The sequence below is a fragment of the Pantoea sp. Sc1 genome (assembly GCF_000255315.1).
Classification (GTDB): domain Bacteria; phylum Pseudomonadota; class Gammaproteobacteria; order Enterobacterales; family Enterobacteriaceae; genus Pantoea; species Pantoea anthophila.
On the sequence record NZ_AJFP01000001.1, the window covers coordinates 1,745,406 to 1,771,696 of the forward strand.

29 protein-coding genes are annotated in these 26,291 nt (G+C 51.8%); 16 read left to right on the forward strand and 13 right to left on the reverse strand.

Translation table 11 applies throughout. From position 1 onward, the window contains the following. The first annotated feature begins 595 nt into the window (after positions 1-595). On the forward strand, positions 596-952 hold the full coding sequence (locus S7A_RS08050; protein ID WP_141629809.1) for a hypothetical protein: 357 nt from the start codon (positions 596-598) through the stop codon (positions 950-952). Between the two features lie 230 nt (positions 953-1,182). On the opposite strand, the gene S7A_RS08055 is transcribed toward S7A_RS08050, so the two are convergent. The 4 genes from S7A_RS08055 to S7A_RS08070 are packed head-to-tail and all read right to left on the reverse strand — an operon-like array spanning position 1,183 to position 4,133. After that, positions 1,183-2,415 carry a DUF6056 family protein gene (locus S7A_RS08055; protein WP_141629810.1) on the reverse strand — a complete coding sequence of 411 codons (1,233 nt, stop codon included), beginning with the start codon at positions 2,413-2,415 and terminating at the stop codon, positions 1,183-1,185. Further along, complete coding sequence (locus S7A_RS08060) at positions 2,402-2,854, reverse strand: hypothetical protein (protein ID WP_009089576.1); 453 nt, start codon at positions 2,852-2,854, stop codon at positions 2,402-2,404. The genes S7A_RS08055 and S7A_RS08060 overlap by 14 nt, the downstream gene beginning before the upstream one ends. After that, entirely contained in the window at positions 2,854-3,777 is a 924-nt protein-coding gene (locus S7A_RS08065) for a glycosyltransferase family 2 protein (RefSeq protein WP_009089579.1), read from the reverse strand. The genes S7A_RS08060 and S7A_RS08065 overlap by 1 nt, the downstream gene beginning before the upstream one ends. Further along, positions 3,774-4,133 (reverse strand): GtrA family protein, encoded by a 360-nt coding sequence (locus tag S7A_RS08070; RefSeq protein WP_009089580.1) that lies wholly within the window; start codon positions 4,131-4,133, stop codon positions 3,774-3,776. The genes S7A_RS08065 and S7A_RS08070 overlap by 4 nt, the downstream gene beginning before the upstream one ends. Before the next feature lie 297 nt (positions 4,134-4,430). Here S7A_RS08070 and S7A_RS08075 point away from each other — a divergent pair, with 297 nt between their 5' ends. From S7A_RS08075 to S7A_RS08085, 3 genes are all read left to right on the forward strand, one after another. Next, a complete protein-coding gene (locus S7A_RS08075; protein WP_009089582.1) occupies positions 4,431-4,670 on the forward strand; it encodes a hypothetical protein in 240 nt (79 codons plus the stop codon). A 1-nt stretch (position 4,671) separates the two neighbouring features. Continuing rightward, entirely contained in the window at positions 4,672-4,995 is a 324-nt protein-coding gene (locus S7A_RS08080) for a phage repressor protein (protein ID WP_009089583.1), read from the forward strand. A 261-nt stretch (positions 4,996-5,256) separates the two neighbouring features. Next, positions 5,257-5,721, forward strand: coding sequence for a hypothetical protein (locus S7A_RS08085; RefSeq protein ID WP_237712309.1), 465 nt, complete (start codon positions 5,257-5,259; stop codon positions 5,719-5,721). 117 nt (positions 5,722-5,838) lie between these two features. Here the strand turns inward: S7A_RS08085 and S7A_RS08090 are convergent, their stop codons facing one another. Both S7A_RS08090 and S7A_RS08095 read right to left on the reverse strand, forming a co-directional pair. Continuing rightward, the gene (locus S7A_RS08090) at positions 5,839-6,195 is read right to left on the reverse strand and encodes a hypothetical protein (protein WP_009089587.1); all 357 of its coding nucleotides are present in this window, start codon (positions 6,193-6,195) and stop codon (positions 5,839-5,841) included. A 258-nt stretch (positions 6,196-6,453) separates the two neighbouring features. Then, entirely contained in the window at positions 6,454-6,654 is a 201-nt protein-coding gene (locus tag S7A_RS08095; protein ID WP_009089590.1) for a hypothetical protein, read from the reverse strand. Between the two features lie 207 nt (positions 6,655-6,861). On the opposite strand from S7A_RS08095, the gene S7A_RS08100 reads away from it, so the two are divergent. Further along, positions 6,862-7,110 (forward strand): hypothetical protein, encoded by a 249-nt coding sequence (locus tag S7A_RS08100; protein ID WP_009089591.1) that lies wholly within the window; start codon positions 6,862-6,864, stop codon positions 7,108-7,110. A gap of 63 nt (positions 7,111-7,173) precedes the next feature. Here the strand turns inward: S7A_RS08100 and S7A_RS08105 are convergent, their stop codons facing one another. Further along, entirely contained in the window at positions 7,174-7,806 is a 633-nt protein-coding gene (locus S7A_RS08105) for a helix-turn-helix domain-containing protein (protein WP_009089593.1), read from the reverse strand. Positions 7,807-7,942: 136 nt separating this feature from the next. Here S7A_RS08105 and S7A_RS08110 point away from each other — a divergent pair, with 136 nt between their 5' ends. The 3 genes from S7A_RS08110 to S7A_RS08120 all read left to right on the forward strand — a co-directional run bounded on the left by S7A_RS08110 (position 7,943) and on the right by S7A_RS08120 (position 9,073). Then, positions 7,943-8,329, forward strand: coding sequence for a hypothetical protein (locus S7A_RS08110; RefSeq protein ID WP_009089595.1), 387 nt, complete (start codon positions 7,943-7,945; stop codon positions 8,327-8,329). Between the two features lie 4 nt (positions 8,330-8,333). Further along, positions 8,334-8,648 (forward strand): hypothetical protein, encoded by a 315-nt coding sequence (locus S7A_RS08115; protein ID WP_223815491.1) that lies wholly within the window; start codon positions 8,334-8,336, stop codon positions 8,646-8,648. Between the two features lie 158 nt (positions 8,649-8,806). Next, entirely contained in the window at positions 8,807-9,073 is a 267-nt protein-coding gene (locus tag S7A_RS08120; protein WP_009089598.1) for a hypothetical protein, read from the forward strand. Positions 9,074-9,111: 38 nt separating this feature from the next. Here the strand turns inward: S7A_RS08120 and S7A_RS08125 are convergent, their stop codons facing one another. Beyond that, entirely contained in the window at positions 9,112-9,351 is a 240-nt protein-coding gene (locus S7A_RS08125) for a DinI-like family protein (RefSeq protein WP_009089600.1), read from the reverse strand. Between the two features lie 177 nt (positions 9,352-9,528). Between S7A_RS08125 and iraP the strand changes: the two genes are divergently transcribed. Further along, positions 9,529-9,816: an anti-adapter protein IraP gene (gene iraP / locus S7A_RS08130; RefSeq protein ID WP_009089602.1), complete on the forward strand. Its 288-nt coding sequence runs from the start codon at positions 9,529-9,531 to the stop codon at positions 9,814-9,816. Between the two features lie 69 nt (positions 9,817-9,885). Here iraP and S7A_RS08135 read toward each other — a convergent pair whose 3' ends face one another. Then, positions 9,886-10,209, reverse strand: coding sequence for a DUF6388 family protein (locus tag S7A_RS08135; RefSeq protein ID WP_009089604.1), 324 nt, complete (start codon positions 10,207-10,209; stop codon positions 9,886-9,888). 252 nt (positions 10,210-10,461) lie between these two features. On the opposite strand from S7A_RS08135, the gene yedD reads away from it, so the two are divergent. Next, positions 10,462-10,935, forward strand: coding sequence for a lipoprotein YedD (gene yedD / locus S7A_RS08140; RefSeq protein ID WP_009089605.1), 474 nt, complete (start codon positions 10,462-10,464; stop codon positions 10,933-10,935). An 83-nt stretch (positions 10,936-11,018) separates the two neighbouring features. Here yedD and amyA read toward each other — a convergent pair whose 3' ends face one another. The 4 genes from amyA to fliD all read right to left on the reverse strand — a co-directional run bounded on the left by amyA (position 11,019) and on the right by fliD (position 14,800). Beyond that, complete coding sequence (amyA, locus tag S7A_RS08145; protein ID WP_009089607.1) at positions 11,019-12,500, reverse strand: alpha-amylase; 1,482 nt, start codon at positions 12,498-12,500, stop codon at positions 11,019-11,021. Positions 12,501-12,603: 103 nt separating this feature from the next. Further along, on the reverse strand, positions 12,604-12,969 hold the full coding sequence (gene fliT, locus S7A_RS08150; RefSeq protein WP_009089609.1) for a flagella biosynthesis regulatory protein FliT: 366 nt from the start codon (positions 12,967-12,969) through the stop codon (positions 12,604-12,606). Next, positions 12,969-13,376: a flagellar export chaperone FliS gene (gene fliS, locus S7A_RS08155; protein ID WP_009089611.1), complete on the reverse strand. Its 408-nt coding sequence runs from the start codon at positions 13,374-13,376 to the stop codon at positions 12,969-12,971. The genes fliT and fliS overlap by 1 nt, the downstream gene beginning before the upstream one ends. Before the next feature lie 8 nt (positions 13,377-13,384). Beyond that, positions 13,385-14,800 carry a flagellar filament capping protein FliD gene (gene fliD, locus S7A_RS08160; RefSeq protein WP_009089613.1) on the reverse strand — a complete coding sequence of 472 codons (1,416 nt, stop codon included), beginning with the start codon at positions 14,798-14,800 and terminating at the stop codon, positions 13,385-13,387. Positions 14,801-15,137: 337 nt separating this feature from the next. Here fliD and S7A_RS08165 point away from each other — a divergent pair, with 337 nt between their 5' ends. The 6 genes from S7A_RS08165 (at position 15,138) to fliZ (ending at position 26,146) form a co-directional block, all read left to right on the forward strand. Beyond that, positions 15,138-16,343: a FliC/FljB family flagellin gene (locus S7A_RS08165; protein ID WP_009089615.1), complete on the forward strand. Its 1,206-nt coding sequence runs from the start codon at positions 15,138-15,140 to the stop codon at positions 16,341-16,343. Between the two features lie 209 nt (positions 16,344-16,552). Next, the gene (locus S7A_RS08170) at positions 16,553-20,074 is read left to right on the forward strand and encodes a glycosyltransferase (RefSeq protein ID WP_009089616.1); all 3,522 of its coding nucleotides are present in this window, start codon (positions 16,553-16,555) and stop codon (positions 20,072-20,074) included. Between the two features lie 106 nt (positions 20,075-20,180). Further along, positions 20,181-23,573, forward strand: a complete 3,393-nt coding sequence (locus S7A_RS08175; protein WP_009089618.1) for a glycosyltransferase family 2 protein — start codon at positions 20,181-20,183, stop codon at positions 23,571-23,573. Between the two features lie 183 nt (positions 23,574-23,756). After that, on the forward strand, positions 23,757-24,725 hold the full coding sequence (locus S7A_RS08180) for an HNH endonuclease signature motif containing protein (protein ID WP_009089620.1): 969 nt from the start codon (positions 23,757-23,759) through the stop codon (positions 24,723-24,725). Positions 24,726-24,869: 144 nt separating this feature from the next. Further along, complete coding sequence (locus S7A_RS08185; protein ID WP_009089622.1) at positions 24,870-25,592, forward strand: RNA polymerase sigma factor FliA; 723 nt, start codon at positions 24,870-24,872, stop codon at positions 25,590-25,592. 50 nt (positions 25,593-25,642) lie between these two features. Further along, positions 25,643-26,146 carry a flagella biosynthesis regulatory protein FliZ gene (gene fliZ, locus S7A_RS08190; RefSeq protein WP_009089624.1) on the forward strand — a complete coding sequence of 168 codons (504 nt, stop codon included), beginning with the start codon at positions 25,643-25,645 and terminating at the stop codon, positions 26,144-26,146. Positions 26,147-26,291: the final 145 nt, after the last annotated feature.

Below are 26,291 nucleotides of genomic sequence, written 5' to 3' on the forward strand. Positions count from 1 at the left end.
CCAGAGGCGGCCAAGAGTTAACTGATTGCCACGACGCCGGTATTCCTGAGTCTGCAATTTCATCTCCTATACAAGACATTTTTAGATGCGCGCTAATCCTGCACCACGGCACCAAAGCGGCCGCGCAGCTCTGTCCGATAGTCGTTTCAGAAAACATCAGACTTCATCACAACGATACGTGGCAGCAGCGGATAGAAGGCTGCATGCCGTGCGTATTCCTTTGTGGTGCGCTCCCTGCGCCGTGCTTCCAGTGATTACTTTGTGCGTGATTCAGTCCGGCACCGCTCACCGTACCGGGCGGTAATCTGCTGCTGTGCGTCCTGCATAGCCAGCCGATGCAAACGCTGTGATTGCGTTTCATCAGGGCGTGCAGAGTCCGCCTAAGGTTTGGTGAGGTTCATGTCGGTGCCTTATTGGTGGTTTAAATCAGAATTGAATATCTTCGTCAAAGTCCATCGGTGGTTCATTGTTCGCTGGTGAAGTAGATGGCCCAGCCTGCTGCTGCGGTCGATGCTGCTGATTTTGCTGCGGTCTGTTTCCCTGACCAACTTCCTGCTTGCCGCCACCAGCATCAACTTATCGCCTGGCTTCATCGTTGAATTTAACAGCTTCCCGCCATGAGTTGACGAAAAGCCTTGGTCTTCCTCAGTATCGCTACAGCATCATGTATGCGAGCACAGGGACGATCAACACGTCCGATGTGACTTCCAAGACATTCCTCAATCTTGAGCATGCAGAGAAAGATGCTGCAAGCGAGATCAAAGGAATGATGCGGAAGTTCCGGTTTAAGAATGCTATTACCGAAAGGGGTGCTCACAAAGCCCATTGCTACTTTAGTTTAGGCGCTCAGTATGTTCGTGATGTGCTGGTTAAGCATGGACTGGATCCTGAAATGTACGCCTTCCTGTGCTATGACAAATGGGAAAACGAGTATGAGGATATGGAGGTTTAACGGGAAGTCACAGGAAAAGCTAATATAAAAATTATCATAAATGGCGAGCAGGTTGGGACGCGCCGTGTTTGTATTACTTATATGGCAAAGATTACTGAGCATCATGCAACGGGTGAGAAAAAGTTGATGCGTAACGCAGGTGAGCTGTTTGGAATCAGGGATGACGAATTAATCTGTTTCATCATTTCAACGATGTAAAAAAAGCCCGGAGCTATTCCGGGCTTAACTTACTAATCTTTTGAGGGAAGCTTATTAAACACCATATACATAATTACATAGATTACAGATAGGTCGAAAATGAATACAACCCTAAAACTTGAAGCATAAACCGTAGGGCTCAAGCCCATCATCACCACTGACGCAATACCCAAAATGAAAATCACTGGCATGTTTATCAGATCTTCTATTGAGTTACATATTGAGGTCATAAGCGAGATGCATGTGAACAATAAAAATAACGAAAAAACATAAGGGAAAAAGAACTTTATATCAGCAACGTTCCCGAAATCCAAAAATTCAAAGTGAGTAAAGGCTTTCAACGGATAACTGTATCGGGTAAATATAAAGAATAATGCAAACTTGAAGGCCAGCGTAGCCATGCATAGCATTTGCAAGCCACTGATATTTTTCTTTTGCAGCAGAATGCAGGCAACGAGAACAGCCATCAGCACCAAAAGCAGAACATTAGGTTCAGTGAGGTGTGAGCTGAGCCTGTCAAATCCCAGAGCTACTTTATCAATGATATTGAAATTCGGAAAATCAGGGAACCAGCGGGAAGTTTCTTTATAAAACCGCTCACGATTACCAGGTGCCGTAAGTGCAAAAGCTGTTGTTAATGCGGCAGCAATAAAGTAAATCGCACTGTACTTACCATAGTCTTTGCGAGCATACGTGATTGCAACGATTGCCGGTACAGCAAACAAGATTGAGTAAATTTCATTGAAGCATGCGAAGATCAGGAGAACCAAAGCTAAAGCTTTAGTCCAGACCGGGCCGCTTCTGTGATAGTAAAATATAGCCAGTGAAAGTAACCCTGCAGCAATCGGCTGGAGGTAGTTGTAGGAGCCGGTTACCCACCAGGCAGCCTCACCCATGACGTCACCGTTGATGAGCAACAGAAGGGTTATTGACATGCAGAAAGAGAGCATTCCTACCTTGCGCCCCCTTGAAGACAGAGAAACCAGTGATGCTGCCATCACGCACAGTGAAAGTGGGATTACGAGCTTGAAGAACCAGGGGTGGTTAATCGTCAGAACCATAATTCCTTCGATAAGGATTCTTCCTGTCCATGTATGATAACGAATATCGAGGAATTCAAAAAGGCTACGATTCAGCAGCGCATCACTAAAGTACTTATCATCATCCGCGCCCCAGGTGTGAAGGCTTATGGCGATGAAAACCAATATGGTTGCAACGTATATAAAGCCAAGTATCTTTAATGGCCTTAAGTTATTTACAGTCATGTTTCACCACGTATACATTGTTGTCTTTGCTAATTTGTATGAAAGCTTTGATGGATTTAACGTCCTCGCCAATATTTATTGATGAGGAAAATCCTGACTTATCGTAAAGCCCTGGCTTGTTCATGTAAGCGCTGACATCCACTCTTTTGATCTGACCAGTGTGCAACTTGTAGGTATTCCCATCAATTTCTGCAAAGACCATAATATCGCCGACGCCTTCTTTAAGTGTTGCCCATCCGCGAATGGTTAGTCTGCCATGTTGAAACTCACACTGATCCACGTTGAACATTACATTTGTATTGTCTGCAGTTGGCGTTGATGGGTTCGCAATAACTACTTTGTTGAACGACTTATAAAATGCGAACGGAACCGCAACTGATATCACCATACCAAGCCAGAAGATATAGCGTGAAAGCTTGTAATACTTCCCTTTACTCATCACTTTTCGCTCTCTTTTTTCTTAACATAGCGAGGTCGCTGTTTAACCTCGGTATAAATACGACCAATGTATTCACCCAGGACGCCAATGCCAATCAACTGTATGCCGCCCAGGAAGAGTATGGAAACCAGAATCGAAGGGTAGCCTGCTACCGGGTTACCCCATACCAGCTTATCGATAATCATCCAGACACCGTAAAGGAACGAGAGCGCAGCCACGCAGAACCCGATATACGTCCACATTCGAAGCGGGACGGTTGAGAAGGAGGTTATCCCCTCCAAGGCCAGATTCCATAGCTTCCATCCATTGAACTTTGTGGTGCCTGCTACGCGCTCCGCACGCGCATATTCTACGATCTCGGTTTTTCCGCCAACCCAAGACAGAATGCCTTTCATGAAAAGGTTTTTTTCAGGCAGTGTCTTTATATGCTCAACCACATCACGGGACATCAATCTGAAATCACCAACGTTTTCCTCAATCTTTGGCGAACTGATTTTGTTGTGCAGCCTGTAGAACCACTCAGCAGTCTTACGCTTCATATGACCGTCAGTGCTTCTGTCAATACGCTTTGCCAGAACCATATCAGCGCCAGATTGCCAGCGCTCTACAAGCTGAGGGATAACTTCAAGAGGATCCTGCAAATCAACATCGATTGGGATGATCGCATCACCGGTTGCACATTCTATGCCTGCGAATAATGCAGGTTCTTTTCCGAAATTCCTGGTAAAGAATACGTTCCTGACTAATGGGTCTTCCTCCTGCATATCCTTCATAAGCTGCGCCGTGAAATCGGTGCTACCGTCATCTACGAAGACAATTTCGATTTCGTATGGTTTCAGGAATTCCTTTTGTCTGACTGCGCTGTAAAAATGCCTTATTGCATCTTCTTCATTGTAGACGGGAACGACTAACGAAATTTTCATTCTTTCTCTCTAAATATTACATATTTCGAATAAAGGAAGCCGCATACAAGGCTGATACCTGAGAACAACACTAGCGTTACGATCGGGTTTATTTTTAGCCTGTCACCATATCCTCCTACGAGCGTAGCAACCATGCCCATAAAGAATACGTACATCATGTATCGGAAGGTTGTGGCCTCAGCGCTGAAAGTCCATTTGGCGTTGGCGAAAAAGGAAAACGTAACTGCAACGCAGAAGGCGATGAAGTTTGACAATGACTGGGCTTGGCCGTTCTTTATACAGATAGCAAACACGACCCAGTGAATCAGCGTGTTGAGAACCCCAATCGTCATGTAGCGGGCAAATAATTTAGCCATTTGGACACCTGAAAATTTTGATACGGGATTTTGTCATTGCGATAGGGGATGATCAAGGAATCGATCATTTGCGCGAGGCAATAAAAAAATTCGGCGACCCGGCAATGATTCAACCGCGCCTCTCTGAGCAGGCTACGGGATGGTAATTTGAGGTTAGTCACTCGCAACCGAAGCCGACAGCCTGAAAATTCAGCGCCATCAGCAGCTTTACAATGTTGCTTCCCGTCTCGCCTTGATCAAATTCATCGATTGAAATTTCTGTTTATCCACACAGTATTTGTCAGAGAAAGATTTGTCATGCTGCGTGACTATGAGATTAAAGACGCATTCGTAAACGCCATAAGGCGCATCCCGGGTGGTGGCGTCACTGTCACCACTCAGGAGTTTGTTCGTCAACTGGAGTTGCTCAACTGGCACCTGAGCCTGCGTGAGACCAGTCAATGGATAAAGTCGTATACATCGACGTTCCGGGACGAGTCTGCTCAGGAGGGTCAAGCTGAGACTTACAAGAAGTTCAACCCGAACGGGGGCATTTAACATGGGATTTCCATCTCCGGCCATTGACTACTTAGAGCCACGCCTCGCGTTGAACAATATGCTCATGCCTCATCCTTCCAACATGATGCTGATTGAGACGCCGGATGGGTTTGTGCTTGTTGATCACACTATCACCGCAAAGCCAGGGGAATCTGTGGGCTTCCAGTTCGGAGACTATCCACAGGTTGGGGGATTGTTCAATACGGGAATAATTACTCAGGACGGCGAGACGATCGACGGAGACGGGCCTGAAGGGATTGTCGAACAGGGAAAAGTCATAGCTGAGGTTAAGGCTTTGCATGAGCCCTACCGGCCGACCATTTAGAAGTAGCACACATGTAGCACAAAAAAATACCGCAAATCACCTCAAAACCACCACCACGGCAGTTTGTGACTTGCGGTATGTCTCTGTAAAACCACGCCTCAACGTACAGCAACCTGATATGCTAAATATTCAAAGTGAAATCATCAATATGCAGGTGTAGCAAAGCTGAACCGGCTGGACGGGTAAAAGCAGCGTGTGAAGGTTGAGGTCACATAACGGATCTCCCTCCCAGGTCTGCACAGAAGGGTGGGGCTGAGGGCAGTGGCATCAGCAATCGCGCCACCCTTCGCTATACTCCTTCACATCCCGGGCGGCGAGGGAGGAAACACGGTTTCCCCTGTATCGCTGCTCTGTTTCCCTTCGCTCCAGCAGGACGCCAGCATTATGAATAAAAGAGTTACCCTGATAGCCTGTCTGTTCGCCTTGTCAGCCCCCGCCTTCGCTGCCACGCAGTGCGGGCCGTTCTATCTGAAAGCGGATAAAAATCACTGGTTCTCCGTCAATGGTGAACGTGCGAAAACGCAGAAAGTGACGTTCAGTAAGGAGAAGGGGGATTACGAAAACGCAACGGTAAAGCTGCGGGCTAAAAACGCCCGGGCGCCGGGCATGGTTGATTTAGAGCAGACAACGCGCGCGGGGAAAGCAGAGCTCAGGGCTGAAATCGTCCGAACCAGCCAGAATCAGATTCGGATACGCGGATCTTACGATTGTGTACAGGCGGAGTAAGCCGGGCTGCCATAGCCGCCTCTGTTAGCATGTCGCCGCTTCCGGTGGTCAGCATCGGACAAAGAGCGGCACATGATGCCTGCGTGCAAACGCCATGATCAAGGCCAGGCTATCAGACTATCGTGATGTCCGGCACGCTGTGACCATATCTGAAATCGCGGCCTGAACGTCAGATGCCTTCGGGTCAGCGTAGAAGGTGGCACTGGTCTGGTTGCGGCTAAACCTGTCAATCTCGACCCACGCGACCGTTTCGCCATCCTGTTCAAGGTTAAATCTTTTTGTTCCTCCCGGCAGCGGATCATCCTGCGCCAGGTAAAGCTGCCGATTCTGTGCCGCCTCACTCAGGCAGGACTCAAGCTGCCAGGGATGCCCGTCAAAATACGCCATTTTTACCTGAGGATGCAGTCCGACGCGTCCCATGTCCACGCATCCGCTCAGCAGAATCAGGCTCAGGGCAATAACGCTTTTTTTCATTCCAGACACTCTCATCGTTGCTGACGCTCTGCGCCGTGACAAAGAAAACGGCTCCCTGTCATTCCGGACAGATAATAGCGAATTACACAATGATAATCCGGCTGCATCACGATATTCGTGTGCTGTTAAGGCGTCGTAAAGAGAAGGGGGAAAGCGGGCAGCGCATCAGACGCGTTAATCTTCAGCGGTCAATTACAGTGGGGAGGGCGACAGAGAGCGTGACAGACCAGCGCGCCCGGAGGACGCGCCTCACAGGAGTTACTGCGCCTTGAAAGGATCTTTCTTATCATCCTGGCTGTCATCATTTTTGCGCGGCACTTCCCCGTGATCTTTTGGGGCATCCGTCGCAGGGTGATCATCTTCCTCATAAGCGTTGCCCACGTGCGGCGCTGCTTCCGGCAGACTCTTGCTCACCTCACCTTCATGCTTACGTTCTTCGTTCGTTTTATGCTTAAACATCATTCGCTCCTTTTGGTTCCCAGTGCTGTAAGTCTAGACCAGCGCTGAGATCTCGCCTCCGGCCCTGTCAGAGACATCGACGTAAAAGGATCTCTCTTCACTGCGGGTAACGCCAGCACCAGGCTGTCAGTAACTTCGATTAAAAAATTCGATTGAACTGATTAATAAAAGGCATATAGTGAGCTGCGTTACCAGGAGATAGAGATTATGTTACGAGATCATTTAAAGATTGAAGCGGAAGACCAGTTAATCGAGCAGCGGTCGCTGAGCCTGCGAAATCGGGGTCAGGAAGAGGTCACCGAGTGGATTATTGTTAACCGCGAAGGGATTAAAAAGGGCGGCGTCACGCTGTTCGATAAACTCACAACCCGCCGTTCATGGCCGGTCAGCTACCGGATTATGCAGACCGATCTGCAGGGTAATGTGGTTGTTGATCGGCTGACCGACGCACTCTGATTTCCCGACATATTGTCACTACGGTTAAATGCAGAACCGATAACCCGCACCCGGCGGGTTTTTTTATGGCTGACGAAAGCGGCGCAGTTCGACCAGTGTACCAATCAGCTTCAGGTTATCGCGCCGGGAGTGCAGCTCAGGGAAATTGATATTGACCGGCGCGAGCTCAAACTGCGTGACACCCTCTTCACTGCCTCGCTGACGCCAGGTTCGCAGCAGAGCGACCTGTTGCTGTAGCGCCAGCACGCTGTCGCCAGGCTGCGGTGACAGGCTGGGATCGATAATCACCACATCATCGCGCAGAATCGCCGGTGCCATCGACTGATCCTCTACCCGAAGGGCAAAACTCTGCTGAGACAGCGCCATATCGTTATGCATCAGACGATCCTGCCGGACAGAACCGACATCACTCAGCCATTGCGCCACATCGCGCTGCGCCAGCAAAGGAATCTGGTGCAGCCCGGCCCAGGCACTTTCGCTGAAAACAGGACCATCACCCTCTATCAGAAAGGCCGGTGCGCAGCCCAGTGCTTCAGAGAGCCGAAGCAGGTTTTCGCCACGCGGCAGGGTCTCCTCTTTTTCCCATTGCGAAACGGCCACATGGGACACGTTTACCTGCTGCGCCAGCTGTTTCTGCGTTAACTGCAGTGACTTGCGTCGGAGTCGGATGCGATCACCCAGGGTTTCGTTTTTCATCTGCTTGACTTTTTGGTTAAGAGTGACTTAAGTATACTTAAACCTGGTATTTAAGCAATCTTAAATTCGTGGGGGAAAAGGTGGCTGTTAAGCATGCCGTGAGTTCCAGAGACCTTACCGGAAAAAGGGGTGTGGCATGGAAAGTAGTCTGATTACCAGTATGGGTGCGTTAGTTCTGGGTGGGGGCGCCGCAGCACTTTTCTGGAAACCGTTGTTGGCGGGTATCGCCTCAATCGTGACCAGTAATCGGGCAGGCGGCGAAATTATTACCAGTTACAAAGAGCAGGTAGTGTTGCTGAAAGAGAGCAATGCGCTGATACGGGAGGAGAATGATGAGTTACGCGAACGGCACGACAGAAATCTGCGGCGTATTGCCACGCTTGAAACCGATCTCCGGTTAATCAAAAACGCAGTGGGTATTTTACTGGCAATGACCGAAACCGATCAGAACGATAAGTTTCGTAATGAAATTGATCGGCTTATCTCAACTCTGGAGGATCGCAGCGATGACACCGATAAATAGTCCTTTGACTGTTCTGACATACCGGCGAAAAGTGATTCTTGGCGGGATTCTGCTGAGCTGTTCGATGATCTGCATCCTGATGACCATCATTTTTCTCTATGTCAGCAACACCGCAAATAAACGGGTCGAGGAGATCCGGGCGGATTACCGGGTCATCGCCGCCCGCCGTGAGGACAAAGTCGATCTGCTCACGGATCAGGTTGCGGCGTTGCAGCATAAGCTTGATGCGCTGCCCGATCGCACAGCAGATAAAACGGTCAACAAAGTCAAAGAGGTGGTAAAAGAGGGCGATTTACCTTCGGCCGAAACGGGGCAATAGTCGTAACTTCCGATTATTCCTAGGGCGGCTTCGCTATTATCGACTACGTTTAAATCTCCGGGCGACATTTTCTATCTTAAATGCAGGCCCGCTGATTGGCTGGTTGATGAACCGCAAAGCCTAATCACTTTGGAAAACTGACCAGAAGGAAAATTAGCATGAGCGATTCAACTGAAACCAAGACCAAAAACGATTATCTGCGTGACGTAGCGTCGCAGCTGAAAGAGATGCGCCACTATGCGCAGACCAACACTGAAACCCTCTCCAGCCACTGGTTAGCCTTTGATGCCGGTGAATATAAAGATAAGACCAACGCTGACCGAATCGACGCGTTGCTCAACAAACAGGGTAAGCTGCTGGACGACCTGGATGCCGCCATTCAGGATATTGAGATTGAAATTAATCACAGTGAGCAGGAGAGCTGATTCCTCTCCCGCTGACTGATGCGGTGGCCGATCAGGGATTAATCGGCCACCAGCCACATTTCCGCTTCGTCGAACATCTCTTCCACGATACGCGCAACCGTCGCTTTATCGTTCTTACTCAAATCTGTGTCAATCGCATTACGCTCCATCGGCTTAACCTTAACTTCAATGTCAGGAAAGACCCGATGCACCCGCTTTTCCAGCTCCTCAAGAATCATCTCGCGAGCACCCGGTAAACCGGCAACGTTGCGCTTGTCATAAATCAATTCAACAAACATGATGGCAATCCATTCAGGGCAAAATCGCTGATCTATAATACTGTAAATAAAAACAGTAGCAAGGTTGAGCGCCGGTTTTGACGCAAATTTTTATGCCGTCCGGGCCGCCATCTTCAGCTGGAAAAATGCGCGCGCATCGCGACATAATGGCGGCTTACTCTTCAGGAGGCCTGCGCGATGCGACAACTGGTAATCGATATTCTGCTTAAGCTGGCGAAAATGGATGTGGATGCGAAAGAGCTGACCGCTCAGATTGAAGCCCAGTCGCTGCTGGTTGCGGCGCTGCTGGTACAGGCAAAACAGGATAACTCCCTGACCATTACCGAAACCGTACAGGATGCGATTGTCACCGCGTCCCGCTCGTCAGCCGAATTTATGCAGTCCGATGTTGATCTGCTGCTGACCCACATTAATCGTCTGCTGGCCGTGGCCAGCTATGTTGAGGTGAAGGGCAGGACCCCCTGAACGCGCGGGCAGGGTGAAACTGACCTCTGAAGAAGATTAACCGGCACGCGTCTTCAGAGGTCGCCTCAATCAGAGCTCGTTTTTAATGCAGAACTCTTCCCAGCTCATCCCCAGTGACGCAGCATGCGATTTGAGATAAGCCTCGATAGCTTCAGCCGCCACCGCTTTATCCGGCTCAGCGAGCTGGATAGAAAAAATCATGCCATCCAGATTCTTCTGACGCAGGAAGGCCGCATAGATGCGTTCAGCATGCCATTCGCGCAGCTCTCGCAGTGAGAGATTGGCCGCGCGGGCATCGCTCTCAGTCAGTTCATCAAGGGCAGCCTGAAAGTCCGGGTGGGCGGTAAAAAACATCTCGCGTGCCTGCGCGTAGTAGGCTTCTGGGGTTTTCATCATTCTGTTCCTGAAAGTCTGTTGCAGCGCGCCAGTGTAACGGGTTGTCTCACGGTTGTCAGGCATCGTCGCGCCGGAATGTCGCGGCGGGGGCCGCTCGCAGACGGCCGCGCCGGGAATGACCGGTAACGGATAAGGTGAGAAATGGACTGCAATCCGGGGGGAGCAGCAGCCCGAACCGTCAGATATCTTGCGCAGCGCGGGGAAAAAATTATAACGTAGCCGCCATTAACGCGATTTTAGGGATTAAACATGAAAAAGTGGATGCTGATTGCGGCGCTGGCACTGGGTGGCTGTGCGCAAATCAACGATTATGAAAATGCGGTGCAGACCCCGGCACCTGCCGATTTGCAGGGCAACTGGCAAACCGTCGGACCGCAGAGCGGTCTGATCAGCGGTCAGGCGACAGGCAGCATCATTATTAATGCGGATGGCAGCACGCTGGATTGCCGTCAGTGGCAGCGGGTGATCGCCAAGCCCGGCAAGCTGACCCGACTGAATGGCGACTACGTTAACGTGACGCGTCAGCTGCGTGTGATGCCGCTGGATGTCGACAATGGCGAGCTTAGCTACGATGGTCTGACGCTGCGAAAAGTGGCCCGTCCGACGGTTGAGTGTCAGCAGGCGCTGGAGGAGATGGCAAAGCAACCTAAAGCCACGGTGATCCAGAATATCGAACCCCAGTTGCTGCGTACATCGATTACCGAGCACAACGCTCAGTCATAACGCCACCTGTAAAAGAGCCCCGGCAGGGCAGAGCCATCCTGATGCTCTGACTGCCGGGGCTTCATACTGAGGTCAGCAGAAAATCAGTCCGCCACTACCCAGACGCTGACGCTGCCGCCGTTGCAGGCAAACACGGCGGTGCCGTGCTCATCGGCGGTGATTGTCTCTTCACGGTTACCCAGATAGTCGCGCCACACCTTACCGGCAAAGCCTTCACCCATGGGCACGCTTTTCTCACCCGCATCACCGTTTGACATAATCACCACGCAACCCGGCTGGGTTTCCGTGCCGCTGCGGCTGAAGGCGACACAGTTGGGATGATCAAAGTAGTCGGTCTGAACACCCCAGCCATACTGCTGCCGCGCCCGGATCAGGCCTTCGAGTTCCGGGATCACCGGCATCTCAATCTTGTGCGTTTCACCGTCGCCACCCTCATCTTCGTAGGTCGCGCCGAACAGGTCAGGATAGAAAACGGTTGGCACGCCCTGTTCACGCAGCAGGATCAGGGCATAGGCCAGCGGTTTGAACCAGGCTTCAACCGGCGCCTCCAGTGACTGCAGCGGCTGAGTATCGTGGTTCGCCACGATAGTCACGGCGTGCCACGGGTCAGCGACCACCAGAGAATTGGCAAAAATCTGGCTCATATCGTAGGCACTGCCTGCGGTTGACGCCTGATGGAAGTTCATATGCAGCGGGGCATCAAACAGCATGGTTTTGCCTTCCACCTGATGCACATACTCCTGCAGCTTCTCCGTTTCAAACGACCAGTATTCAGCGACGATAAACATCGGCTCTTCAGCCACTTCCTGAATATGGTCGATCCACTCCTTGTAGAACCACGCCGGGATATGTTTTACCGCATCCAGGCGGAAACCGGTGCAGGGAACCTGTTGCATGACCCAGCGCGCCCAGTATTTCAGCTCCTCTCTGACCGCATTGTTTCGGAAATCGATGTTGGCCCCCATCAGATAATCGAAATTACCCAGCTCGTTATCCACCTGGTCGTTCCAGCCTTCCGCGGTGTAATCGTTGATGATTTTAAACACACCGTTTTCGTCCGGATTTTCAATGTGGTCTACGCCGCTGAAACATTTGTGATCCCAGATGAATTTCGAATACTCCCCGGCGCGCGCCGGAAAGGTGAATTTCGTCCAGGCTTCACACTCGACGACCTCATCGTCAATTTCATCGCGGTTGTCCGGATTGACGCGGTTAACGCTGATCGCCTCTTTCTCGTCCGCGCCCATTTTGTGGTTCACCACCACATCGAGCAGCACCCCGATGTTATGGCTGCGCAGCGCCTCTGTGGCGGCCAGTAACTGCTGTTTGTCGCCATATTTGGTGGCAACCCCGCCTTTCTGATCGAATTCCCCCAGGTCAAAAAGATCATAGCTGTCGTAACCGACAGAATAACCACCCGAACCCCCTTTGTAACACGGTGGTAACCACGCCATCGTAATGCCAGTTTCGCTGAGCCACGCCGCGCGATCGGCGACTTCAGGCCACAGTTTGCTGCCATCCGGGTAATACCAATGGAAAAACTGTAATAACGTTGGGTTTTGCATGTACCGCTCTCCAGGGGGGATGATGAAAATCAAGTATGGAGTAAGCGGCAGAAAAGAGACGCCGCGCAGAAAAATAAATCTGGCGGCGTGGCAGAGCAGGGGATCAGGAGAGGGTTTCGCGGGGCACCATCACCACACCGCCCTGGTTACCATAGGCGGACATGACAGATTTCTGGCGGCTGCTCTGACCCACCAGCGCGGCCAGCTCATCCATCCGCGCCTGCAGCAGACGTTTCACTTCACTTTCGTTATCCAGGATATGCCGCAACACCGGGCGCAGCTGTTCCTGCGTCTGCGCCGATGGCGAGGCCTTATCTGTCGACTGGGCTAAATTCTGCACCGCGCTGACATATTCCATCTCCCTGCTGATCAATTCATCCCATTCGCCCTGTGCTGCGTGACGCAGCATGCCCTGGCTGAGATCGAGTAACTGTTGGTAAACGGCAATCAGATGCGGTGCAGTAGTCATTAAACGGCGTCCTGAATCAGGTTAGATTGAACCACTTCTTTCCACGCGTCCGCGATGTTGCGCAGCAGGCCTTCGACCTCCCCGACCGCTTCAACATCGTTGTGCAGGTTGGCCTGCAGCAGGCGACGCGTCATGTAGTTGTAAAGATCCAGCAGGTTATCTGCCAGTTCGTCACCACTGTTTTCAGCAAGCCCTTCTTTCAGACCAGCTTCGATAATATTGATAGCTTTAGAAATTGAGGTGCCTTTACCTTCAATATTGCCATCCTGCATAAACAGACGGGCGCGGATCAGCGCGCTCAGTGCGCCGTCGAACAGCATCACGACCAGCTGCTGCTGGCTGGCGCTCATCACGGCACTTTCGACGCCAATTTTTGCATAGGCTTTGGTGCCTGTAGCGGTGTACATGGTCACTCCTATGATTTTTCAGAAGAACTTGACGTATCGAACTGCTGCGTCAGATAGGTACTGGTTGAGTTCAGTTTACTGATCGCCAGATCCAGCTGGGTAAACTGCGTTTTATAGCGCGCGATATCTGCGTCGATGCGGTCGCTGGTGGTGTTATAAAGGGCGGTTAAGTTGTTCAGTGTTTTACTTACGCCATCGGTCGCGGCCTGAACAATCCCTTTAGAGGCCAGCCATTCAGTCAGTTTGCTGTCTATCTTCGCGCTGATGCCGGTCTTACCATCACCGACGATCATCTCTTTGACGCCAGCGGCATCTTTATCCAGGGCTGCACTCAGCTTGGTGGAGTCCAGCTTCAGTGAGCCAGTCGTAGGGTCCGTGGTGACACCAATCTGACCCAGTGACTTGTAGGCGGATGAGCTCTGCGCATTGGTCAGCATGCTCTTCAGCTGGGTTTCAATGGTGCGTAAGGTACTGTCACCCAGCAGGGCGCCATTGCTTGAGTCCTGCGCATCGCTGTTGGTGTCGACTTTGGTATATTTGGTCAGCGTGTTGAACTGATCCAGCAACGTATTGTAAGCGTCGACCCAGGTGCTGATGGCGCTTGAGGCTTTTGACGTGTCTTTCGTAATGGTCAGCGTCTGGTCGCCTACCGTCTGCGCGGTAAGATTCAGGGTAATTCCTTCCAGCGCATCGCTGATCTGATTGCTGCTGTTCTCAATCGCGATGTTGTTTACCGTCAGTTTAGCGTTCTGCGCGGTAACGCTTTGCGTCATCGCATTGCTGCTGGCGGAGGCGTCGTAGCCAACGATCCCCTGCAGCGTGTCATCTCCGGTCACGGCAATCGTTGATACCGCATTGTCGCTGCCGGTTTTATTCGCACTGACAGAGAGACGGAAGCTGCCATCCGAGACTTTGATGATGCTGGCAGTGACGCCAGCGTTGGCACCGTTAATGGCGTCACGCATACCGGTCAGGGAGGTCTGTTCGTTGGTCAGCGTCACGCTTTTGCTGGTGCCATCTTTCAAGGTAATGGCAATGCTGCGGCTGGACGCGGAGCTGTCACCCAGCGCGGCGGTGTTGCTGCTCTGCACCGCTGAGGTCAGGACCTGTGCCTGTGCCAGCTGAGTAACACTGATAGAGTATTTACCCGCCACGGTGCTGCCAGAAGTGGTGGCGCTGAATGCGCTGGAGCTGCTGGTCGCCGTCGTTGCAGTAAAGAGATCGGCGCTGTTGAGCTTACTGTTCGCCGTCTGGAACGTCGTCAGTGAGCTTTTCAGCGTCGCGTAGGCGCTGAGCTTAGCGGTATACGCTGACTGTTGGGTAGAAATCGGTTTCAGCGCGGCTTTTTCAGCGGTCTGCAGACTGTCAAGCATGGTACTGAGTGGCAGGCCGGAACCCACACCAAGGTTGGAAATACTAGCCATGTTAATTCCTTTATAAGGTCGACAGGGAAAATGAATACCTGGGTTATCGGCCTTGAATGCGGAAAGTTTAAAGGTATTTGCCTTAGTGTAATGAGTTAAACAGGCACTATAGAGAAGGGTAATTCAGCGGTTAGAAAATTAATGAATCAGGTCTAAAGAAGTCGGAAAGGGTGGCGATAACCTCAAACGTGACAGGCAGAAGCAAAAAATTTCGCCTGGTACTAAAAAAATTCTAAAGGTTGTTTGACGGCAGACGATAACAACTTTGACGGCGCTGAAGCCGGCGGGTTGAAGCCCACACCTTAACCGAAAGACTTGATTAACAGGAAAATTTATCATGGCCCAAGTCATTAACACCAACAGCCTCTCGCTGATCACTCAGAACAACATCAACAAGAACCAGTCAGCTCTGTCTACTTCAATGGAGCGTCTGTCTTCTGGTTTACGTATCAACAGCGCGAAAGATGACGCTGCTGGTCAGGCGATTGCCAACCGTTTCACCTCTAACATCAAAGGTCTGACTCAGGCTGCCCGTAACGCCAACGACGGTATCTCTGCTGCGCAGACTACTGAAGGCGCGCTGTCAGAAATCAACAACAACTTACAGCGTATCCGTGAACTGACTGTTCAGGCTGCAAGTGGTACTAACTCAGATTCTGACAAATCTTCAATCCAGGACGAAATCAAATCACGTCTGGACGAGATTGACCGCGTTTCTGGTCAGACTCAGTTCAACGGCGTGAACGTGCTGGCTAAAGACGGCAAAATGAACATCCAGGTTGGCGCTAACGATGGCGAAACCATCACTATCGACCTGAAAAAAATCGACTCCAAGACCCTGGGTCTGGACAGCTTCAACGTCAACGGTCCTGCTGGTACCCCGACTGCAGCTGGCGCAACTGAGTTCAAAGCTGCTTACGGTTCTACCACTAACGTAACTGGCGCAACTGTTGCTGAATCAACTGCTAATGAGCTGTCTACCCGTCTGGGTGTGGCTGCTTCAGGTGTGGCTGTAGACTCTGGTACCGTCTACAAAGATGACAACGGCAAAATGTTTGCTAAAGTCACCGTAACTTCAGCAAGCGATGCTGAAACCAACAACCTGAAAGCAAATGGCTTTGACATCGCGAGCGGCGCTGCAAATGCTAAAACTTTCTATGTTGCTGTAGATCCACAGTCAGCTGATACCTCAACCACTACTGGCACCGCAGCGTTCAAACTGGACACGACTAACATGAGCCTGTCCAGCCTGACTTCAGGTGCATCAGCTAACCCACTGGCTAAGCTGGATGATGCGATTGCAAGCGTGGATAAGTTCCGTTCTTCACTGGGTGCGATTCAGAACCGTCTGAACTCAGCCGTGACTAACCTGAGCAACACCACCACTAACCTGTCAGCTGCACAGTCTCGTATTCAGGATGCTGACTACGCAACTGAAGTTTCAAACATGTCTAAAGCGCAGATCGTACAGCAGGCAGGTAACTCCGTGCTGGCGAAAGCGAACCAGGTTCCACAGCAGGTTCTGTCTCTGCTGCAGGGCTAATCATTCCCCTGAGGAATGGATGCAAAAACCCCGCTTCGGCGGGGTTTTTTTATGGGCGTAAAACAGAAGCGCCTGGCTGTTCTGACAGAATGGGCCCTTTTTGCTCTTTTACTTCACCGATTGAACCCAGGCACAAAGCCTATGCTAAAGCAAAATATGCGCTGCTCTTAGCCGGCTGTGACTAAGAGGAGTCAGTGAGAGAGAGCAAAATGCATCAACAAGACCTTGTCAGCATCATCATTACCGCAGACGTTGCCACCTGGTTTACTGAGGCGCTGGAGAGCGCGCTCAATCAGGATTATCAGCCGATCGAAATCATTGTGGCTGATTACAGTGACGCGCAATTCATTCATCAGACGCTGCAACGGTATCTTCCCCGGCACTGCGATGTTATCCGCTATTTAAAAACAGAAGGTACGGTCGTTCAGCTTCTGGAGGCAGCGGTTAGTGCTGCCCGTGGAAAATATATCAAGTTTCTCTCTGATGCCGATCTCCTTAAGCCTGACAATATCTCAACATGCGTTGCTGGACTGAAAGCCTTTCCTGACTGCCGGGTCGCGTTGACACGGCGTGAGCGGGTGGGGCCACAGGGTGAAAGGCTTGACGGGCTTCTCTCCACTTCCGCCCTGAGCCAGGAAAATCTCATTATCAATGGCAGAGATTTTCTGCGTAATCAGACGCTGAAAGCATACAGTCTGCCGGGTGAACTGACGGCAGCGTTGTTTTACCGCGACGACATCAGCGCCAGCCTTATCGACCAGGCGCTGCTTACTCAGGGTAATCCGGCACTGCAGGCCATTCCGGCACTGGCCTTCTGCTACAGCCTTCTGAGTCATACTCATCTCCTCTGGTTTTCTGCGCCTTTATGCTGCGTGCGTGCTTCAGATGTTGAGCGCCAGCCTCATCAACGCGAAAGTGATGAGCTTTTTACAAGCGGTCGTGAATATTTATATGAGCAAATCCGTCAGGAGAGCTGGTTCGGGGAGGCTGACCATGCGCCCCATCTGGCGCAGGTGGCCTGTTTAGATCAGCCCGATCACTTTAGTCTGAGAAATCTGGCGGAGGAGCAACAAAAGAATTTTACGCTGGATGTGCTGGCAGCCTGGCGACGTTCGCGCACGCTGAATGCCATGCAGCAAAACAGGTTAACGGATATGGCCGCCGCTAACGCCCATGATGTGAGCGTGATGGTGATCATCACCGTGACGGAAGAGAATGTCGCCGATCTGGAAACGCTGCTTAACTCAATCAGACAAGGTGAGAGAACCGGAGTCCGGTTCGAACCCGTCATCGTGACGCTGGACCTGAACTGTGTTGCTGACGCGGAATGCTATGCCGCGACGCAGCAGACTCGAATAAGCGTGATCAATCAGATTATCGACGCACGTCACGATGACTGGGTGATGTTTCTGGATGCCTCCTGCACGATGCATGATTCAGGAATGACCGCCCTCAGCGCCAGGCTGGTCGCGCAAAACAGTTATCTGGCGCTTTACGCGGATGAGTTTTTCTATATTGATAATGCGCCCGTGGGGGCAGCTTTCCGGCCTGATTTGAATCTCGATCTCTTACTCAGTTCACCGAAAACCATGGCGCAACACTGGCTGTTCCGGCGCGAATTACTTTTAGCGGCGGGGGGCCTGGATGCTGACTATCCGTCATCAGCGGAGTTTGATCTTATTGTTAAACTGATTGAGTCTCAGGGTTTCGAGGCCATCGGTCACGTGGCTGAGCCGCTGCTGACAGGGCAGCTTAAAAGCCGATCTATCCTGGAAGATGTGGCCATTCTTGAACGCCATCTGCAGAACCGTGGCTATCCCGATGGGCGGGCGGCGTTAGATAAATTTTTCAATTACCGCTTACGGTATAACCATCCTGATAAGCCGGTCGTCTCGATCGTTATCCTGGCGAACTGGCACCTTGCCTCACTGATTAGCTGTGTCACCACGCTGCTCGAGAAAACCACCTATCACCGCTATGAACTGATCATTATCTGCGATAACCAGGGAACGCCTGAGCGGGATAGATGGCTGTCCGATATTGGCAGCGTCGATCCTCAGCGGATAAAAACGGTAATGTTCGACGGCGGATTCAGTCACGGTGCCATGGCGAATCGTGCCGCTGAACTGGCCGTGGGTGACTATCTGCTGTTTATGCATTGTGAAATGGCGGTTACTGATGGCGAGTGGCTCGACAATCTTCTTAATCATGGGCAGAGGCCGGAAGTGTTTGCCACAGGCGCAAAACATCTTTCGTCTGACAATAAAATTCGTCATGCGGGCTATGTTCTCGGTGTTAACGGAGCGGTCGGTGAGGTTTTCCGTGGCAACGATGATAATGAACCCAATTATCTGGGACGCATGCATCTCGATCAGAATTACAGCGCGGTGTCTGGCGATCTGGTGCTGATGCGTAAATCTGTCTTTGACGAGCTGGGAGGATTTGACGACAACAAACGTCTTTATGGCGATGTTGATCTCTGCCTGAAGGCGCGCGAGCAAGGGTATCTGACGGTCTGGACCCCCTATGCCCGACTGCATCGGCCGGCTGCCCGCAAAAGTCCTTTCCCGGATGAAACGGTACACGCCTCCACGAAATTAAAGCAACTGGAAGAAGATAAGGTCTACGCGCAATGGATGCCGGTCATCGCCAGCGATCCTGCCTATAACCCGAATCTCTCCCTGAGAAGCCGGCATTTTGAATTAAGAAATGATGAGTTCAGCTGGCAGCCGCTCAGGGCAGAAAATCTGCCTTCATTCCTGGCGCACAATGCCGATATCTACGGCTGCGGTCACTACCGTATTACCCAACCGCTTAAAGCGATGATAGCGGAGGGCGTCGCTCAGGGTAGCAGCGGCATGACGCTGCTGACGTTAAGTGAAATGGGGCAGTTCAGACCGGACAGTCTGATTATTCAGCGTCGCTATTCACCGGCTTTTCACACCTGGATGGAACGGGTCGGTAAACTACACAACGTCTTTAAAGTGTTCGAGCTGGATGACTACATTATTAACCTCCCTATGAAGCATCATGGTCGTCAGGCGTACAAACAGGAGACGGCAAAATTAATACGCAAGAGCCTGAGCTTCTTTGACCGCTTTGTGGTGTCGACAGCCCCACTGGCGGAAGCGATGAGGGATATGCATCCGGATATCGTTGTCGTTAAAAACCGCCTGCCGTCAGAAGCCTGGGGCACACTGCAATCCCTGCGCAATCAGGGCAGGAAACCGCGTGTGGGCTGGGCCGGAGGGATCAGCCATCGGGGCGACCTTGAGATGATTTTTGACATCGTGCGGGAATTCTCGGGAGAGGTTGAATGGGTGTTTATGGGCATGTGCCCGGATAAACTTCGACCCTATGTGCACGAAATTCACAGTGGCGTCGATCTGCCTCTTTACCCGGCCGCACTGGCGGCACTGAATCTGGACCTGGCGCTGGCACCTGTCGAAGACAACATATTCAACGCCTGTAAAAGTAATCTGCGGTTACTGGAATATGGTGCATGCGGCGTGCCGGTTATCTGCAGCAACGTGGCCTGCTACCAGCAGGATGATCTGCCGGTCACGCGGGTTAATAACAAATTTATCGACTGGCGCGAAGCTATCCGCATGCATCTGGCCGATCCCGACGCCAGCGCAAAAATGGGCAGAGAATTGCAGGCCATCGTCCGGCGAGACTGGATGCTGACAGGCGAAAATCTGCGTTTATGGGCACAGGCGTGGCGGCCCTAATCAGTTTCAGCAAAAGATAATGTCGGGCTATCACGTCAGATAGCCTGTTGTAATGTCATGGTGACGCGGTCTGGAGATGCCATTAACGTGGCAGGCGGGAATGGTCATGTCTGAATTAAAACATCCGTATTATATTGTTTCACCTGACTATCGGGAGTCATCCGGTGGGATTCAGGCTTTGCACAAGCTCTGCCATCAGATAAACCTGCAGGGCGGTAACGCCTGGATGGTCGACTGCAATGTGATTAATGCCGCCTGGAAGACGCCAAGACTGGATGCGGAAACCTGGCGCCAGCATGAAAAAGCTCAGCTTACCCCCATCGCGGTCTACCCGGAGATCTATTCGGGCAATCCGCTTAACGCTGACGTCTGCGTGCGCTACATGTTAAATCATGAAGGGTTACTCAATGGAAACCGGTTAAACGAATCCGAAGAGGATCTCTTTTTCTGGTATAGCTCCCAACTGATTATCAATGAACCTGACGTTGATTTTCTGACGATGGTGGGGCCGGATTTAGAGCTGTTTTATGACGATGGCAGAGCAAAAACGACGACGCTTCTTTATCTGAATCGCGTGCCGGTAGAGAAGGTGGATTTTACAACCTTACCGGACAACATCGTCATCATATCGGTGAAGAATCCTCGTCCTCTGGCGGAACTGGCTGAGATTCTGAAATCGGCCAGCGTGATGTATACCTTTGAATGGTCCGGGACCTGTAATCTTGCTGCGCTTTGTGGAACGCCTGTCGTCTCAATGGTTGCACAGGGGTATGAGAAACTCGCGATCTCGGAGGCGTCGATTCGCGATATGGGAGGGGCCGGGGTCTGCTTCAGTGATGATACCGCTGAATTAGAGCGCGAGCGTGCCCGGCTCTGGAAAGTTCGCGACCACATGAGAAAATTTGAAGCGGATTTCTCACAGCAGCTTCGTCACTTTTTTATTAAAACGCAGACGGCTGCCGGTATTAAAAATGAAGAGAAGGTTGTCTCAACGCAAAACTGGCTTGCCGACTACCCGGTAAAAAATTACGCGCACAGCAGCGCAGAAACGGCTCTCTCTGTTCGCGTTATCATTCTGGACGATAATCCTGCCGTTGCGTGCGACAGCATACTTTCATCGCTCAGGTATGTGGGGCTGGAGGCTGAAATTTATGCTGTCGATGCCTCCGCTGAACAGGAGCAGGGCAAGGGTCACTTTAGCGGCTGGTTACATCAACTGCTTATCGAAGACCTGTGTGAATGGGTATTATTTCTGCGATCCGGTGACCTCATTTATCCGGAGCTGTTTTCCAGCCTTTGGCATTTCAAAGAGCAAACCGCGGCGTCACTGGCATTTTATTCTGACCGGGTTGTCCGGCAGGCTGACGGCCTGTGTGAGATGTTTTTACCCGATTTTGATCGGGATTATTTTCTGGCGCTACCCGAGCGATTTGCCCGAGGAGCCTTCTTCAGGCGCGAATTGTGTCAGGAGATTGTCCGCGCGCGAAATATTTCTCCTCACACTGTCGAAACAGCGTTTTTATTACAGCTGGTCAGTGCTGGCCTTGCTGCCGATATCCGGCACGTTCCGGTTCCGCTGATTCAGCTGTTATCAAAAGAACGTGAGCATACCTCTTTAAAGGAATCTCTGCTGGCTGAATATCTCGCGGGCAGCGAGTACAGCCAGGCGTCGGTTGAAAGAGAGGGCTCTGTTTTTACTGTCCGATACGGCACCAGCGGAATCAGTAAGTTAACCGTTATTCTTGTCGTGGAAGATGACATTAACCGCACTAAGCGAGCAGTAGCGACCTTTGTCGATACCGTTGTGGATGTCGACTATGAAATCATTTTTATTGATAACTGCTCAACGGACCCGGCGGTCAGAGAGTGGCTCTCCTCTCTGGCAACGATGAATAACGCTATCTTCAGGGTCTTTTTTGTAGACGAGAAAATTAATGCTGTCAGCGCCATGAATTATGGCATTTCAGTAGCGCGAGGCGAATTTACACTCTGCCTCTCTGCGGGTATTTATTTTAATCATACGCGCTGGCTGGAAGCCTTACTGGATCACTGTGGCCGCGCTGAACTCCTCGCCTGTGCGCCTTTTCTGGTCGACAACCGTGAAGATCTTTACTCTTCCGGACGAATTGATGGCGGCTTTCGCCGGAAATATGGTCAGGCTGAAACCGCATCGTCAACAGACTCGCCAGGCCAGGCTGACCGGGTTGCTCCGCAGCAACATCTGCTGCTGACGACTGAATGTATTATGATCCGTACCTCATCCTGTCAGCAGGCAGGAGGGCTGGATGAGCAGTTTGCGACTCTTCCTGAGGCCATCAGCGATCTGCTGTTGCGGGCTTCAGTGCCTGGCGTGGTTAAAATAGCGGTTCCGCTCTCCAGAGTCGGTTATGACGACGTACTGACGGATGTGTCGTTAGTTTCCGGAAATAGCCTTTTTACAGAGAAATGGCTTCGATATATAGCCCACGACCCCGCCTCGAATCCCAATATCAGCCGGAAGGAGGGGGAGGTTGTCAGGGAAAATAATCGTCCGCTGCTGGCCGCCAGATTAGGCTTTCCACTCAGCGCCTTATGGGTGTTTAATGCCGGCGACCATGACGAAGCTCAGCGTGTGAAAGAACTTTCCCGGCTGACTACAGCGTCGGACAGCCTGATTGCCGCACTGGACTGTCAACGCTCAACGCCTGTTGAACTTTATCGGCTGAACCCGGCGCATATTGTGTTCAGCGATAGCGTGGCGAGCCGCCATGCGCAGTTGATTAAAAACAAAGCAGCGCTTCCGGAGACCCGTTTCGTCGTTGAAGTCACCAGAGAGTCGTTTCGCAACGGGCAGTGTCCTGATGAAGGCCTGCAGCATGCTGATACGTTACTGGTCAGAAACAGTGCGGCGCTGACACTATTTCGTGATAAACACGCGGTGCTTCAGGCTGACAAACTCAGTACAGCATGGCAGCGGCTCGCTCCTCCTGAGGATCGTCCCTCTGAACATTCAGGCAAGCCCAGAGTGGGGGTGGTGCTGACAGATTTAATGACAGAAGACTGGATGCTGATTGACACCCTTATCAGAGAAATGAGTGAACGTGTTGACTGGATTATATACGGGGCCTGTCCTGATGCCTGGAAGCATACGGTCCACGAATATCATCGTAAAGTTCCGCACAGCAGGCTCCCGGCGATGTTTCAGTCACTGAAACTGGACCTGGCGCTGGCACCCCTTGCAGAGATACTTCCTAACCAGGCAGAAGGCCATCGGGTCATTGCGCAGTTAGGTGCCTGCGGTTATCCGGTGCTTGCCAGCGATCACGAGGCCTACAAAGCGATTGTCAGTGTTAAGCGCATTAAAAATAAAACGTCTCAGTGGCGATTTATGATTAATAAACTGATTAACAATCCCTCTATGATGCGAAGCCTGGGTGAGGCTCTGTATGAGGAAGTCAATGCATGCTGGATTCATCTTCCGGGTGAACGCCCCGCATGGCTGAAGACGCAATCCTCATAAATTCCGTCTGAGCGGCATGTAGCAAAGCCGCTCAGACGACATCGTTTTTTTGCAGAACCAGCCTCGGTCAGGCTGCCTGTACCTGCATCAAAACTACCCCCGCCCGTTACAGTTCCCGTCACGCTTGCCGATAACTCTTCACAGAACACTATAACTTTCGATGTTAACTTTTGTGGAGTGTCTATGCGCTTCAACTATGACCTGCTGCCGGGTGAGCGGCTGACGTTTGAAGAGATCGCCCGGCGTTATGCCCAGCAATACCCTGATGAAAAAGAGCTGACGGCACGTGCACTGCTGAGTCCCTCAACCGGGTTGCGAACCCTGAAGATACGCGCGGTCTTCGCCCAGGAAGAGAGCAACAGCCCGCTGGAGGATCTGCTTTTTATCTCCAGTGATAACGAGCGCAAGAATTACCTGCGCCGCTTTGAGCACTATCTGAAGCAGAATCTCTCTTTCCTCTATTTCCGCCGCAGCGAGAACGAAAAGCGCGACAACCTGTGGAAAGTGATGGGCAGCAGTCAGGTTTTTGCCATGATCGATCCGCAATCTGCTACGGCGCAGAATCTGCTGCAGAGTCGCGGCTATAAACTGGTGATGATGCATCAGGATGAGGATGAGGCCTACTGGCAGCTCTTTAATCCGCAGGCGAACCCCTGTTTTCCGCAGTCGCAGACTATCCAGTTTATCGTGGTGCTGAGTACGCCAGAGCACAAGGTGCCTGCGGCGGTGATGCCGGGGACGGAAGTCGGACGACGCGTCAAGGCGCGGGTGCTGCAGCGGGCCAGCCAGGCGGAGTTTATCGCCGGTGTAAAAGCCCGCTACGGTGCCTGTGTCATGACCGGCACAGAGCTGACCGAACGGCATAGCTGGCCCTGGGTCGAAGCCTGCCATATCGACACCCAGGAGAGCGATGACGGGCTGGTGGCGGACAACAGCATCGATAACGGCCTGTTTTTACGCAGTGATTTGCAGCGGTTGTTTATTAACCGATTGATTAGCATTGATGGTGAGTCGGGACAGATCACCGTGCATCCCGGCGAGGATGCACAACAACATATTTCGCCCTGGTATCAGGAACTGGATGGCCGGATTTGCAGCCTGTGGGCTGCGGTGCCACCCGCCACGCGGCAACGGCTGCGCGCCCGTCGATAATCCCCGCTGAAGAGTGCAGAAGGATCTGCATTCTGAAGTAACAAAAGTGAAATAGCCTCGTTTTACCCCGCCTATTCCTCCAATCGAAAACGCTACAGAATTGGATAATCATGCCGATAACATCATTAACGCAGGGTAGTCAACGTGAACGATTTCTATACCGCCGAAGGCGTGATGGACAAGCATTCGCTCTGGCAGCGCTACGTGCCGCTGGTGCGCCATGAAGCGCTGCGTCTGCAGGTTCGCCTGCCGGCCAGCGTTGAACTTGACGATTTGCTGCAGGCCGGGGGGATAGGGCTGTTGAATGCCGTAGAGCGTTATGACGCGCTACAGGGAACAGCCTTTACCACCTACGCCGTACAGCGTATTCGTGGCGCAATGCTCGACGAGCTTCGCAGTCGGGACTGGGCACCGCGCAGCGTGCGCCGCAACGCGCGTGAGGTGGCCGGAGCGATGCACAAGGTAGAACAGTCGCTGGGGCGTTCCGCCTCCGAGCAGGAAGTGGCGCAGCAGCTGAACGTTTCCATGGAGGAGTACCGGCAGATCCTGCTGGACACCAACAACAGTCAACTTTTCTCCTACGACGAGTATCGGGAAGAGCACGGCGACAGTGCGGAGCTGGTGACGGACGGCCATGAGGAGGCTAATCCGCTTCATCAGTTGCTTGAAGGGAGTCTGCGTGAGCGCGTCATTGAAGCGATCGAAGCGTTACCCGATCGTGAAAAGATGGTGCTGACACTGTACTACCAGGAAGAACTGAACCTGAAAGAGATTGGCGCGGTGCTTGATGTGGGTGAATCCCGCGTCAGTCAGCTGCACAGTCAGGCGATTAAACGCCTGCGGGCCCGGCTTACGGGAGCGCGCTAGCAGTATCAGTTCCTGGCGATTCAAAAATATAAGAAACCGGGGACTCAGTAATGGGAGCCAAGACCAAGGCCAGACCGTTAAGTCGTTATCTTAAAGACTATAAACACAGCCAGAGCAACTGTTCGCATTGTGGCAAGGTATTAGATCGAATGGCGCTCGTTTTTCGTGGTCAGATTATCAATAAAGAGGCCATCGCTCGGATGGACCAGATGATTGATGAACAACTGTGGCTGAAACTTCAGCCAGAGCTGACCGCGCTCTGTCGCTTCTGCAGCGATATTTTTTGCAATACTCATCCGAATTATTTCGACATTATGGCGTTCAAACAGTACCTGTTTGAACAGACAGAAATGAGCCCCAGCACGATTCGCGAATATGTGGTGCGGCTGCGTCGGCTGGATGAGATGCTCAAAGCCAAAAATTTCCCCGCCGACAGGCTTAAGGGAGAGAGCTGGCATCAGTGTCTGGAAAGCGATCTGCCGGATGCCGGAAATAATAATTACCGCATCGCGCTGCGCAAGTACGATCAATTCTTAGGCTGGCAGCAGGGGTAACCCTGGTCTGCACCGAGGGCTCCCCCGCGTGCCTGCGGCACGTTACTCTGTTATCCGCCTGCCGGGTAACGGAGAAGGGGGGAGCACGGCGCCGCTTCCTCACCGCATCGACGGTCACCTGAATCAGAGTGATCCTTTGCGCATC